This window comes from Thiomicrorhabdus cannonii (genome assembly GCF_013391695.1).
In the GTDB taxonomy this organism is placed as follows: Bacteria; Pseudomonadota; Gammaproteobacteria; order Thiomicrospirales; family Thiomicrospiraceae; genus Thiomicrorhabdus; species Thiomicrorhabdus cannonii.
In genome coordinates this window covers 1-12883 of record NZ_JACBGH010000014.1, presented here as the reverse complement: position 1 = coordinate 12883, position 12883 = coordinate 1, and the positions used below count along the sequence as shown (strand labels likewise).

At 45.0% G+C, this 12883-nt stretch carries 10 protein-coding genes; 1 reads left to right on the top strand and 9 read right to left on the bottom strand.

Annotated elements, in window-relative coordinates:
- Nucleotides 1-13 precede the first annotated feature (13 nt).
- Nucleotides 14-457, top strand: coding sequence for a GNAT family N-acetyltransferase (locus HZ297_RS11130; protein ID WP_178863757.1), 444 nt, complete (start codon nucleotides 14-16; stop codon nucleotides 455-457).
- A gap of 53 nt (nucleotides 458-510) precedes the next feature.
- Here the strand turns inward: HZ297_RS11130 and HZ297_RS11125 are convergent, their stop codons facing one another.
- The 9 genes from HZ297_RS11125 to HZ297_RS11085 are packed head-to-tail and all read right to left on the bottom strand — an operon-like array spanning nucleotide 511 to nucleotide 12680.
- Complete coding sequence (locus HZ297_RS11125) at nucleotides 511-1944, bottom strand: DNA recombination protein RmuC (RefSeq protein ID WP_178863755.1); 1434 nt, start codon at nucleotides 1942-1944, stop codon at nucleotides 511-513.
- Nucleotides 1941-2618, bottom strand: coding sequence for a hypothetical protein (locus HZ297_RS11120; protein WP_178863753.1), 678 nt, complete (start codon nucleotides 2616-2618; stop codon nucleotides 1941-1943). Before HZ297_RS11120 ends, HZ297_RS11125 begins: the two co-directional genes overlap by 4 nt.
- A gap of 27 nt (nucleotides 2619-2645) precedes the next feature.
- A complete protein-coding gene (locus HZ297_RS11115; protein WP_178863751.1) occupies nucleotides 2646-3296 on the bottom strand; it encodes a hypothetical protein in 651 nt (216 codons plus the stop codon).
- A complete protein-coding gene (locus tag HZ297_RS11110) occupies nucleotides 3280-4851 on the bottom strand; it encodes a hypothetical protein (protein WP_178863749.1) in 1572 nt (523 codons plus the stop codon). Before HZ297_RS11110 ends, HZ297_RS11115 begins: the two co-directional genes overlap by 17 nt.
- A 2-nt stretch (nucleotides 4852-4853) precedes the next feature.
- Entirely contained in the window at nucleotides 4854-6056 is a 1203-nt protein-coding gene (locus HZ297_RS11105) for a type II secretion system F family protein (protein ID WP_178863747.1), read from the bottom strand.
- Between the two features lie 8 nt (nucleotides 6057-6064).
- Nucleotides 6065-7750: a GspE/PulE family protein gene (locus tag HZ297_RS11100; protein WP_178863745.1), complete on the bottom strand. Its 1686-nt coding sequence runs from the start codon at nucleotides 7748-7750 to the stop codon at nucleotides 6065-6067.
- Nucleotides 7747-9492, bottom strand: a complete 1746-nt coding sequence (locus HZ297_RS12190; protein ID WP_178863742.1) for a tetratricopeptide repeat protein — start codon at nucleotides 9490-9492, stop codon at nucleotides 7747-7749. Before HZ297_RS12190 ends, HZ297_RS11100 begins: the two co-directional genes overlap by 4 nt.
- 27 nt (nucleotides 9493-9519) lie before the next feature.
- Nucleotides 9520-11175 (bottom strand): type II secretion system protein GspD, encoded by a 1656-nt coding sequence (locus HZ297_RS11090; RefSeq protein WP_178863741.1) that lies wholly within the window; start codon nucleotides 11173-11175, stop codon nucleotides 9520-9522.
- Nucleotides 11172-12680 carry an ExeA family protein gene (locus tag HZ297_RS11085; protein ID WP_178863738.1) on the bottom strand — a complete coding sequence of 503 codons (1509 nt, stop codon included), beginning with the start codon at nucleotides 12678-12680 and terminating at the stop codon, nucleotides 11172-11174. The genes HZ297_RS11090 and HZ297_RS11085 overlap by 4 nt, the downstream gene beginning before the upstream one ends.
- Nucleotides 12681-12883: the final 203 nt, after the last annotated feature.

The window sequence follows — 12883 nt, the reverse complement described above, 5'->3', positions numbered from 1 at the left end:
GAATTCAGCCCACATGACGATCACTTTCAGCGAAGCGCAGGATCAAGCGTTCTATCAGCTTAAACATTTTTTGAAACAGCACGGCGAGGCCGCAGCCGGCAAGGGTGATCGCAATTTTATCGCCCTGCACCACCCGCAGCACATCATCGGCTGCGCACGGTTGATCGCCTTGGATGAAGAAGCATGCTTTTGGCTGCGAGGACTGTTTGTCGCCCCCGATTGGCGTCACCAGGGCATTGCCAGCCAATTGCTGCAATACATGCACCGGCAAACTCAACAGGCCGGGGTATTTGCCTTTGCCGAAGGACATCTGGCGGGATTTTATCAACAGGCCGGCTACCGTCCCTGCAGTTACGCCGATTTGCCACCTAGCCTGCAACGCCGCTACAGCGCCGAGAAAATCAGCCAACAACGCTGGTTAACCTTGCGCTACGAGCCGACAATCTCATCGCGATAAACCCGCTTTAAAAACTCAACAGACCGGGTCCGCCGGCAGCGACTCGGCGTTGGTTATTCGGTCAAGGCGCCGGAAATGCCGCCCGCCTCTTCCAGTAAATGCGTGGGAATCTCTTTTTTGGTTTTACCGGCCAGCTCCTTGAGCATTTCGGCCTGACGCACCAAATTGCCGCTGCCGTCCAACATCTGCTTGCGTGCGGTGTGATAACTGCCGTTGAGCGTATCCAACTGCTTGCCGACCTTCTCAAAGGTTTCCACAAAGCCCACGAATTTGTCATGCACCTCAGCGGCCCGCTTGATCAATTTAACGGTATTTTCACTCTGGCGCTCGTAACGCCACAGCTGTTCCACTGTTTTCAACGTGGTAAACAAAGTGGTCGGCGTGACCACCGCGACACGTTTTTCAAAGGCGTGCTCGAAAATCCCCGGATCGGTTTCAATCGCCAACATATAGGCGCCTTCCACCGGGATAAACATCAGCACAAAATCCGGTGCGTTCAAGCGCTCCAAGTGCTCATAGCGCTTGGCGGCGAGGGTGTCGATATGGTTTTTGAGGCTCGACAAATGCTGTTTAAGGGCATGTTGGCGCGCCGTGTCGGTATCGCTGTTGAGTGCCTTCTCATAGTGCAGCAGTGAGACTTTTGAATCGACAATGATGTGCTTGTTGTCCGGCAGATTGATAATCACGTCCGGACGCAGACGCTTGCCGCTGTCATCCACAAACGATTTTTCGCGCTCAAATTCGATGCCTTCACGCAATCCGGAGCGCTCCAACAGACGCTCCAGCACCAGCTCACCCCAGTTGCCCTGAGTTTTGCTGTCGCCTTTCAACGCTTGGGTCAGATTGTGCGCCTCCTCAGACATTTTGGCATTGAGGCTCTGCAGCTGTTTCAACTGCTCGCCCAGGCTGGCGCGGCCCTCGAGATCTTCCTTGTGGACCGTTTCAACCCGCTGTTTGAAAGACTCCAGCGCCGCTTGCATGGGTTTAACCACCGCTTCCATGCTCTGCTTGCCCTGCTCGTGAAACTGCATTTGTTTGGCTTCAAAAATCTGATTGGCCAAGAGTTTGAACTCATTGGCCAGCTGCTGCTTGGCATGCTCCAGCAATTCGATCTTTTCCTGCGCACGGCTCTTTTCGTGTTCCAAAGTCTGTTGCAGTTGAGCCTGCTGCTCTCGCACGTACGCAAGTTTGTCCTGGGCTTCGGCCAACTGCACTTCTTTATTCTGCAAGAGATTTTGACCATCCAACAGCTGTTTTTCCAGCTGGGCAACGGATCCGATCAGCGGTTGCAATTGGCGGTGTTCCTGCTGCAATAATGCATATTGTGCTTGCAATGCCTCAACGCTTTCGAGCCGGGTAGCCTGCTCACGTAATTGCCAGCGAGCCTCTTGCAGCAGCCCTTTGAAACGGAAAATAAAAATCAGTGCCAGTAATAAAAAAAGCCCGCTCAGGACGAGCAGGCTCTCTAAAGAGATCGGTGTATTCATTGTTTAACAGCTGTAGGGGGTAGGTTTTGCGCCGGAGTGATGGGTTGTGTAGCCGCATTATTTGCCCCTTCAACAGACAAGGCATTAGGCGGGGTTTTGTTGACGGTTTTCACATCCTTAAGGGTACGGTCGATGGTTTTCTTGTCCGCGCTCAGAATCTGCTGTTTAGCATTCGCCTTGGCCGCCTGCTGCTCCAACTTATAGGTTTCAACCATCTTGTTGCGGTTGGTAAAGTAGGTATTGCCAACAGGAACAAATACCTCTCTATTGTCTACCTTGAACTGACCGCCATCAAGATTGGAGGCCTGTGCATTCAATTTGACATCCTTGGATTTAAAATCGTTGAATTGATTATTAACGCGCACCAAGCGTTTGCCTTCTGGCGTTTCAATGATCGCGGAAACAGCTAATCGATCAGGAGAAATGATCTTACGTTTAATGGCTGCCTTCTGTTTGGCTTTTTCTTTCTCCTCTTCCTCAACCGTCTTCACTTCCAGACTTTTTAGATATGCCAAGCGTTCTGCGTCAATTTTGGCGCGCTGCTCCGGCGTCATCATCAATCTGTCCATGTCCTGCTCGGCAGAATAGGCGTTAGAGAAAGGCATTAATCCCAAACTGGCAATCAAGAGGCCTGAGGCGATTATCCTGTTGGCTTGCAAAACTTTCATCTTCATCCCTTATGTCCTAACTATGCGGACAAATTAGAGGTTTTTAGCGATTTTTGAATGCGAATGGAACACTACAAGTGAACACTCGGTCTGAATATTGCCCGACTTGGGATCAAACCTCGCCTCAATAATCTCACTTTTGTCTTTCATGCTGTAGCTGCAATGGTCAACCAAATAAAAAGGAGAGACGCGTTCATTGATTGCATTCAACAGCTTGGGCAAGTCTCCGTCGTGCTGCAGATTCATTTTCAAATTGAGTCGACTGAAATAGAACATGCCCTTATCGATTTGAATCTTATCGAAACGCTTGCTGTCCAATATTTGTTCCGGTGTAAACTGGAAAGAAAACTCAGGCATCACTAAGGTTTTTTGCATCTGCACCATGGAATCCGCCCAAAAAACGCGATCCTGCTGCTTGACGATCCCCTTTCTAACCAGATCCTTGTACTTGGCGCCATACTGCTGGTAAAGCCGAACTTGCTGCTGCAAGAAGTTAACCTGACTACGCAGTGAGTTGAGCTCTTTTAACTTTGTCTGCTCAATCTGCTGAAGCTTTTTCTGCTCATCATTCACTAACTGCCAAAGTCCGGCTGACAGCCCACCCAAAACAAGAAGCAGAAGAATCCCTATTAGAAAAAACTTCTTGAATAAACTTACCGATAAGAAACTACTTTGACTGGCCATCTTTGACCCTCATTTTAAGCTTGAACGGTAGCGCTGTCACCTTTTCCCCCTTAATGGAAACGGTTAAGGCCTGCTGCAAATTACGATTTAACGGCTCCTGAACCAAATCAACCTGCGCAATCAACGGCAACTGCTTAAGATCCGCAACCAATGCATCAACCCAATCGACAGGTTGTTTGTAATACTCTTCAAAAGGAAAGACCAAACCGTCAAGTTCGACGTCATATATGTGACTGTCAAAGCGCTCCAACTGCTTCCATTCGGCATTGATAAGCTGCACATGTTCATGGCGACTGAAGACCTCACTTATCGGCATGATTTTAAAGCCAACCGTCCGATCGGTTTTCAAACTCAGGATGGCCTCCGAGAAATCTACCGAGGCCTTGATCTCTTTGGCGTCTATTTGCAGATCAACCAGTTTTTGCAGACGCTCTTTCTCTGTAATATGATTTTCGATCTGCTGTCCCAGCAATTCGATATTGTACTGACGCATGTAGGTATCAATACCCGCGATAGTTCCATACCCCAAAAGCGCAACTAAGGCGGCTATATTGATCCCTTTCAGCGCCTTATTTGCCGTAGCAATACGGTAAATTTTCTGACTGTATTCGGTAAAATAAAACTTCGCCGGCCGATCGTTAAGAACATATCCGACTAATAAATCTGCCAAGAAATGGGAAGACTCCGCTTCTCCGCAGAACGTTTTAGCGAACTTGAAGGACCCGACGGGCATCGCCTTAAAAATGGCGGTTGTCAACTGGTCATCGCTGGTAAACAGCCCCTCATCAAAACACCGCTGCTGAAGCCCTTCTAGACGCAATGCTTCGGAGTCCAAAAATACATAACCGATGTTCTGTGTATGCGCTACAAGATTCTGGTTGTAAATATAATTACGCGCCAATTTCGCTTCATGAATTAAGGAGGACTGCGCCCCAGAATAGTCGTCGTCCTCCCTGTCAATTTCAATCAATCGGCTAATGCGCAAGCGCCCTTGATTGAAAAAGGTCTGGCGGTAGCTATTTTCACCTTGGCGGGAAATAACAAAGAAAGGGCTGTTGAATTCCTGCTTGCTGAGATTGAAGCTTGTCTTGAAATATTTCTTGAGGAAATCTGCCAATAAAAATGGCGCGGAGTAAATACCGTTTACGGTGATTTCCGCCTCTTCCAGCATGTTCAGAAAATGAGATACATGGGAGGGCATAATAATCGAAGCGGATTGAATCAACTCTTCTGATCGGCCTTCCGAACCGGTTTGCACAAGCCCCGTCCATTCAGAAAAAATCAACTCGGCCCCGTCTGATTTCAGGCGCTCGACCAATCTGTTTCTAATGGCTGCTTTTTCCCACAGGTACAGCCTGGGAGCGGCCTCCATAGCAATATCTTCATCCACCAAATCGAGAATGAGGGAGCATTGGAACCGCCCAGGCAACTCGGCTAACCATTCCTCAATTGCCGGCACATCACTCCAACTGAAAAAACGCGGAGTGTTTAAAATCCGACAACTGTTCGCGTATGCCGTTAAACCTTGATCATTTAAATAAAATACACCTTTCACGTTTACTGTACCTTCGATATGGTGTCATAAATCGGCCCGAGCACTGCAATCATTACCCATCCTACAATAAATCCCATTACCAGAGTAAGTAATGGTTCAATGGTGGGTTCGATTTTTTCGATCAACTCCTTGGCCTCTCGATCGTAGAAGTAACTCACGTTCTTCAAAGCCTCATCCATTTGACCGCTGCTTTCGCCGACCTTGACCATGCGAATAGCCATGGAAGGGAAAACATCTGCTTGTTGAAATGCCTGGTGAATCGCTTTACCTTCCTGAATGAGCAGCACCGCCGCATCAATGTTTTTTTCCAGATAGCGGTTGCCGGCAACGGTTGCCGTCATTTTCAAACTATCTGTAAAGCTTACGCCGGCACTGTACATAACAGCCAATGCGTTGGCGATGCGTGCCAATTTGAGTTTATAGATTACCGGGCCGATAATACTGATATTAAGAGCCATTTTGTCCGTCTTGGTTCTAAAGTCATCCGACTTGCTCCGCCACCATTTAAGGACAAAAAAGATCACAATCGGTACTACAAATAACTCAATAATATATTCTGAAATGAAGCTTGAAGTCGCAATCAACGATACGGTTGCAAACCCAAGTTCACCGCCCATGGACTTAATAAAGCCCAATAATTCAGGCACAACAAACAACATCATCAAAATAACAACGGAAATGACCACCGTAGCAACGATCGCAGGATAAATCATGACCTTTTTGGCTTTAGAGGCAAGTTCATCCTCCCATTTCAACATACCTGCCAAATCTGCAAGAATAATGTCCAAACGCCCGGTATTCTCTCCTACGGAAACCAGAGAAATATACACATTGCCGAAGACGTCTTCATATTCACGCAGCGCATCTGAGAAAGTTGAGCCCCCTTGCATGGCATCATAAATACTAGCCAGAATTTCTTTTACCGCATCGTTCTCGTAACTGTCTCTTAAATCGTCAATGATTTCCATCAGCGGAACACCCGCCTTCAGCAATTGCTCAAACTGGAAGGTTATGGCAATGATATCCTTGCGTTTAACTTTGCTTTGAGAAATCCCTAAGAATTTATTGCTCTGTTTTTTACTACTGATTAGGTTAATGTGCTTTTTCAACAAACGCTGACTAAGATCTTTAGAGTTGGCCGCCGGCATTACGCCACTAACGCGTTTTCCAAAGCGATTTATACCTGTGTAACGATAATTTTGCATTTAAGACCTCAGAGCAACTCGGTTAAATTAACCACGCGACTGACTTCCTCAATAGAAGTATGTCCCTGTTTGACCCATCTTAACGCACTTTGCGCCATCGTTGAAAAACCTTCCTTCAGAGCCTGTTCCAAAATAGCGTGTTGCGACTCTCCTGCTAGTAACATTTCATCCATTTCACTGGTAAAACGCAAGGTTTCCAACACGGCCAGGCGACCCTTATAACCAATTTGGTTACACGCTGGACACCCCTTTGCCCTGTACAAATTGAGAGGCTCATTAATTGGAACGCCCATTATTTGACGCTCATAAGCCTCTGCTTCATAAGGCTCCTTGCACTCTTTGCAGAGTTTACGAGCCAAACGCTGCGCAATGATACCAATGATGTTACCCGACATGATTGACGGGGAAACGCCTATATCTATCAGTCGGGGGATTGCCCCGATGGCAGAGTTTGTATGCAAAGTCGCAAACACCTGGTGACCTGTCATCGCGGCCCGTAACGCCATTTCAGCCGTATCAGGATCACGCACCTCACCAATCAGAATAATATCCGGATCCTGACGCAACAAGGCACGAATCCCCGCGGCAAAGCCCATCCCGATTTCTTCATTAACCGCAGTCTGACGAATCATGGCCATTGGATATTCGACGGGATCCTCAAGGGTCATGATATTCACGCCCACCTGATTCAATTCATTGAGTATCGAATACAGCGTCGTCGTTTTCCCCGAGCCTGTAGGTCCTGTTACCAACAAAATGCCCGTCGGACGAGCCAGCATAAGCTTCAACTCGTGATATGAATCCGCATCCAGACCAAGCTTATCAAGAGGAACAATCCCCTTTTCACGATCCAGAATACGTAACACAAAATTCTCACCATGCGTAGTCGGCAAAGACGAAACACGAAAATCTATGCGACGGCCATGTACAATCAAATCCATTCGGCCATCTTGCGGTAAACGCTGCTCAGTTAAATCCAAGTTAGACATAACTTTCAAGCGCACCACCAGCCCCGACCAAAACGACTTGTGTATCAATCGTACTTCTTGCAACACCCCATCAATACGATAACGAATGCGAACATAGTTCTCTTCAGGTTCAAAGTGCACATCTGAAGCATGCTTTTTTACCGCATCCGTCAAAATACTATCAACCAAGCGCACCATAGGCTGAGAATACTCTCTAGCCTCAGAAATACGGCTGATATCAATATTACCAGTTTCAAGTTCTCGCAATATCCCGTCAATCGACAACTCGTAACCATAGTAGTTATCGATCGTGTTCAGGATTTCCTTCTCAACACCAAGTGTTGGAGTGATTTGAATATCCGCTTTTTGAATATGCCGTTTTAGTTTATCCAGCAACAGAATATCATCTGGCGTCGCCATCGCGACCTTCAAAACATTTTCCTGCAGGCTCACAGGCATAATGAGGTGGTTGCGAGCAAAAGACTCCGAAACTAAGCTGATTGCTTTAGCATCAGGCACGATACCACTCAGACTAACGGAATCGTATCCGACGGTCTCGCCAATTGCCTCACTAATGGCTTCTTCGCTAAGAAAGCCTAAGCGAAAAAGAACCTCACCAAGCTTTTTACCCGTTTTGCGTTGTTCTGTAAGAGCAATTTCTAATTGATCCGGCGTGATCTTGCCATCTTCAATCAAACGTTGCCCTAGTAACCCCACTCTTTTCATATATGATTTTGCTCGAGGAACAGCTTAATATTGGCTAATCGAGCCTTAATCGATGATTCATCAAAGTTAACTGGGCGACTTGCTGCAAAGACCAATGCACTGGTGTAATACTCGGATGCTAATGCATATTCTCCCAAATGGTCTAAGCTGATCGCCAAATTCACTAGATAATCCGGGTTATCTTGCGATAAGGAATGCGCTTCAAAGAATTGTGCTTGCGCCATATTCCAGTCATTTTCCTTCGCATAGATATTACCTAATGCATAATGCAAAACAGCTGATTTAGGATGCTTACTGATAGACTTCTTGAGCTCATCTTTCCATGCCTCTCCGGATAACTGATCCGCTGTAAGCTGAATTACAGACTCATAGGCGTATAAGTTATCTGCGTCCTTTTCTAAAGCTTGATAGTAGTATTTAATAGCTTGCTGAGGATCTCCACGCTGGGCATAAATAGACGCCATACCGTTCAACGCGTTTACGCTAGAGGGATTTTCGGACAAGATCCGTTCAAAAAGAACCTGCGCTTTCTCTAGATCATTAAGCTGCATCGCGTCATAAGCTTGCTGTAAAGCGGAAACTTCTTCCCTAGCCTGAATACTTAATCTAACTTCTTCACGCTTGACGGTTGGACGTGCCACCCTTGCTGGCGATACATAATTCGACGTTTTGGCTGTATGCTTCACAACCGGCTGATCTTTAACGGACTCTTTACTCAATCCCGTCAAAGTTTGCACTTCACCACTCTCCTGAGCAGTTTCCCCCATCGAAACATCTTGCTGACCACTGCCTGCACTATCTTTATCTGTTATATCCTGAGTGCTTTGAGTTACCTGAATCGGCAAAGCCACTTGTATTTCAGGAAGCTTCGTAATCGCATACTTTTGCATACTCTTCTCAATCGCTTCACTTTGGCTATAAAAATACCCCACAGCAACAGCGCCCAAAACACTCAACACCAATAAAGTCATCAATGAATAAACAACAGCATTAGAAGAGGTACCAAACAATACACCCATCACCCCTGTTGCTCTAATATGCTTAAAGCGTTGATTAGTGCTCAAAATTGGATTCGGTACTTCATTATGGATAGGTTCGGATACGCTGACAGCACCAACAGATTCATCCACTTTATCGACTGATTGATAACCTGGAAGCGTTTCTAGGCTCCAAGCATAACTGCCTTTATTCTCATTCTTAGCCATGCTCTCTTCCGAGGCCAAATGAGACACATCATCCACCTTTGACTCTTTTACGTCAGTAAGATCAGTATCATCACCTCTGATCTTATCTGTACTTGATAAGTCAGAACCTGACGCCTCGACATTGCTACTTAAATCTGAATCTTTCAAATAATCCGTATGAGAGGACTCAGGGACAGGAATTACCTCATCTGACGCAAGACTTAAAGAGGAACTACCCTTCTGAACTTTACTTGAAGAATTGCTCTCAGATGTCCCACCCTCAGACATGCCCGAATCAACTTCAGCAACTGGAACGGAACTTAAATCAGCAGGCGCAATAGGTAGTGTCAAACCAAGCCCTGTGCCTTGAGACTTATTGGCTTGTGCGTTCGAAGAGTTGTCATCCATTTCAGTATGTATAACTCTATCTTGAACAAGTCCAACCTCTAAGCCCTCCGGTTCTGAAGCAGCCTTATCCAACCCCTCTGCTTTATGAGAGCCTTCAACTTGCTTTTTGTTTTCTGCAGCCTTTTTTAAAGCCTCTAGTAAAACACTCACAGGACTTCTACCTATTTAAAGTTAAGCTTAATTGCGTTCTGTCTTCAGGAAATCTCTCAACAGAGTTAAATCACCGTTATCCACATCAGGATTTTTAACAACAATTGGGCGGATAAAAATCACTAACTCACTTTTTCTAGCGTTGTCATCCTTATAAGAAAACAAATCACCTACAAACGGGATCTCATTTACCCATGGTACGGAGTTTTTATCATTTGTATTTGAGTCCTCAATTAAACCGCCAATCACAGCTGTCTGCTTATCTTTCAATCGCAACACAGAAGCCATTTCTCGCTCTTGGATGACAGGAATACGGCTGACTATACTTTCCTTGGCCAAATCAGGACTCGGATCATTAACATACCCAACAATACGCGAAATCGTCGGTCTGATATTAAGTGAAACGTCACTCTCATCTCCTACAAACGGCGTTACACTCATCATGAAACCAACAGGAACGGTGTGAACGGTTGTCTCATAGGTTGTTGTTCCTGCACTAGTAGTGGTAGCAGCCTCCCTATTCACCTCAATAGTGAAGTAAACCTCATTATTGACCACTTTTAAAAGAGCAGTTTGGTTATTAACTGCCATAATTTTCGGGCTAGACAATACTTTAGTTTTACCAAACTGTTGCAACATACGCACGCCTAAATCCCAATCACCACCCAGTCCTGTAAAATTAAATGCCAAAGCAGCGTTGCCTGACAATGTTGTTGGCACGAGATTCTGGCTTAATACACCGTTACCATCGTTAGTTTTAACCAGTGTCGACCAATCAATCCCAGCCTGATATTGATCAGATAACTCCACTTCAACAACCGTCGCCTCAATCAAGACTTGTTTGGATGCACTGTTCATGACCTGATCTAGGTATTCTTTAACAACACCTTGAATTATGCCACCACCATAGACCGTTACAACGCCCGCCTCCTCATTAACAACAACATTTTTATTAACCGCACCGGCCTGTCCAGTAGAAGTTACTGCATCACCACCTGCGTCGATTAAACGAGACAAGTTTTCTTCAAGCTCCAACCAAAAGTCATGTTCAGCAATAACCTTAATGTTTGCTGCACTACCACCACTACTGCTAGCGTTACCTGAACCCAAGCCAGATGGCCCACCCACAGCCATCTTCATGTCAATTGTATCTTGACTGACTTTTTTGATATTTACATAATCAACCTCATAACTCTTCCAAAAAGGGGTATCAGGCTTGATCACGATGCTATCAGCCGTAATCTCATATAAAAAACCCAACTGCCCAGACATACGCTTAAGAATAGTTGGTAAATCTTGGTTAATAGCATTAATAGTTACCGAACCATTAACACCCGAATGAAAATCCAATTGTTTTCCGGAGTCTTGTGCCAACTTAAATAAAATTTCTTTCAGAGGCACATTGACCGCAGCAAGTGAATATTTTCTAACCAAATGCTGAAATTCTGGTTTTGGCGGCAACACATTAGATTTAGTAACAAGCTGCGGAATCCCAGTGGAGCCATCTCCTTGCCCAATAACATTCTGCTTATTGATATGCCCCTTGACCGCGAATTCACTACTCACAGGAGGGGAAACAGGATCTCTCTTGACCTCAGATGTTGCACAAGACGTCAGTCCAAACAATGAAATCGTAAGGATAACTAGTGGAGAGAAAGGGCTAACAGAATCTATTTGTTTCATGACTTTTCCCAATTTTCTAGATTTTTTTCAGTATCTCGCACCGTTTGCAAAAGCAAGTGCACTGGAGTAATAAACGGTTGTGAAGCTTTAAGCGGGGTCGGCAACTCATTAATTTTTTGCAGCAATTGAGAATAACTGTCCGAACCCACATATAAAAACTTAATTCGAAATTTTTGCGTATTTGAATTCAAGTCTAACACAACATACAAACTATCCGTAATCATTTTATATCGTGTATAAAAGGCTTTTGCCTTTAGGTAATCATCAAGATCAAAGGTCGCCATCTGCACAACATAGGAACTTTCATTCAAACCATTCAGCCATTGAACGGCTGCTTCATGCCTAACCGCCAACTCACCAGCCAATTCAAGATTAATATTCGAACTAGACGCTTGTATAAATAAAACCATTGATGGGGTGGCGTCTGCAACGGATGTTTCTTCATTAATAGTTGCTTTTTTGATTTCAGACAATTTTTCAGTATGTTCTACAGCAGCCGGTTCGTTAGCAGCTACTGTTTTGTGACTAGCATCATCCATTGTATCAACACTGCTACCACGATTAACCTCATGAACAACGCCTCCTACAGTACGCTCAAACAACTGGTTTATTCCTTGATCGAAACGCGTAAGAATCAATAAGAATAAAAATAGCACTATGGCTAATGAAATCAAATAGGGCAAATAAGAAGACCTTGCCTCCTTAAGATTCTCTTTCGATAAGTTCTTAAAATGTTTGGTTTTTAACTTTCTGTCACCAGAACCAAAAACCGCCATGAGCAACTGGTCGGCTATGGTATTAATGGAGCGAGGCAAACCGCCACTAAGCTTATGAATCAGTTTTGAAAACTTAGCATCAAAGAAATCCAAATCCTTAAAAGACGCCTGACGCATTCTATAGTTAAGATATGCCTGTACCTCCTGCTGAGTTAAGGGAGGCACATGAATATTGTATGATATACGGTCTTTAAGTTGACGCAGCTGGTGTTTTTCAAGCGCCTGATCCAACTCAGGCTGTCCAAATAATACAATCTGAATAAGCTTATCGGTATTAGTTTCCAAATTACTCAGAAGCCTGACTTCTTCCAATGTATCAAAGGACATTGCTTGGGCTTCATCCACCAACATAACGACATGCTTCCCGGATGCATGCAACGAAACGAGTTGATGTCTAAGACTTTTCAATAAATGAAACTTAGGCAAATCAGCATCAAAGCTAAGACAAAGTTCATCGGCAATATGAAAGAGTAAATCCTTAGGTGTCAGGTTGGGTGAGTTAATGTATACAAGTGTAAAACGCTCATCCAAAGAGTCAGCCAACAGGCGCAGCAAGGTCGTTTTGCCACAACCGACCTCACCTGTCACTTTAACAATAGGATCACCTCGCTGAATCACATAGGTCAGTGCATTTAGAATATCTTTGCGAGAGGCTTGCTCGTAAAAGAAATGCACGTTTGGCGTATTCTTGAAGGGTAACTGCGTTAAACCAAAATAACCACGATACATGCCATGACCTCTAAATATACGTTTAGATTAGTATAATAGCTGAGAAAAAGAATGGCAGGAATAAATACAACTAAATCAGAGTCGATTTTAGGCAAAAAAAAACCCGCCACGGTGAGGTAGGCGGGTTTTAGGATATAAGCTTGGCGATGACCTACTCTCGCATGGGACCTCCCACACTACCATCGGCGCTAAGACGTTTCACT

Coding starts and splice junctions, on each gene's coding strand:
- HZ297_RS11130 (WP_178863757.1), top strand. CDS start 14: ATGACGATCACTTTCAGCGAAGCGCAGGATCAAGCGTTCTATCAGCTT.
- HZ297_RS11125 (WP_178863755.1), bottom strand. CDS start 1,944: ATGAATACACCGATCTCTTTAGAGAGCCTGCTCGTCCTGAGCGGGCTT.
- HZ297_RS11120 (WP_178863753.1), bottom strand. CDS start 2,618: ATGAAGATGAAAGTTTTGCAAGCCAACAGGATAATCGCCTCAGGCCTC.
- HZ297_RS11115 (WP_178863751.1), bottom strand. CDS start 3,296: ATGGCCAGTCAAAGTAGTTTCTTATCGGTAAGTTTATTCAAGAAGTTT.
- HZ297_RS11105 (WP_178863747.1), bottom strand. CDS start 6,056: ATGCAAAATTATCGTTACACAGGTATAAATCGCTTTGGAAAACGCGTT.
- HZ297_RS11100 (WP_178863745.1), bottom strand. CDS start 7,750: ATGAAAAGAGTGGGGTTACTAGGGCAACGTTTGATTGAAGATGGCAAG.
- HZ297_RS11090 (WP_178863741.1), bottom strand. CDS start 11,175: ATGAAACAAATAGATTCTGTTAGCCCTTTCTCTCCACTAGTTATCCTT.
- HZ297_RS11085 (WP_178863738.1), bottom strand. CDS start 12,680: ATGTATCGTGGTTATTTTGGTTTAACGCAGTTACCCTTCAAGAATACG.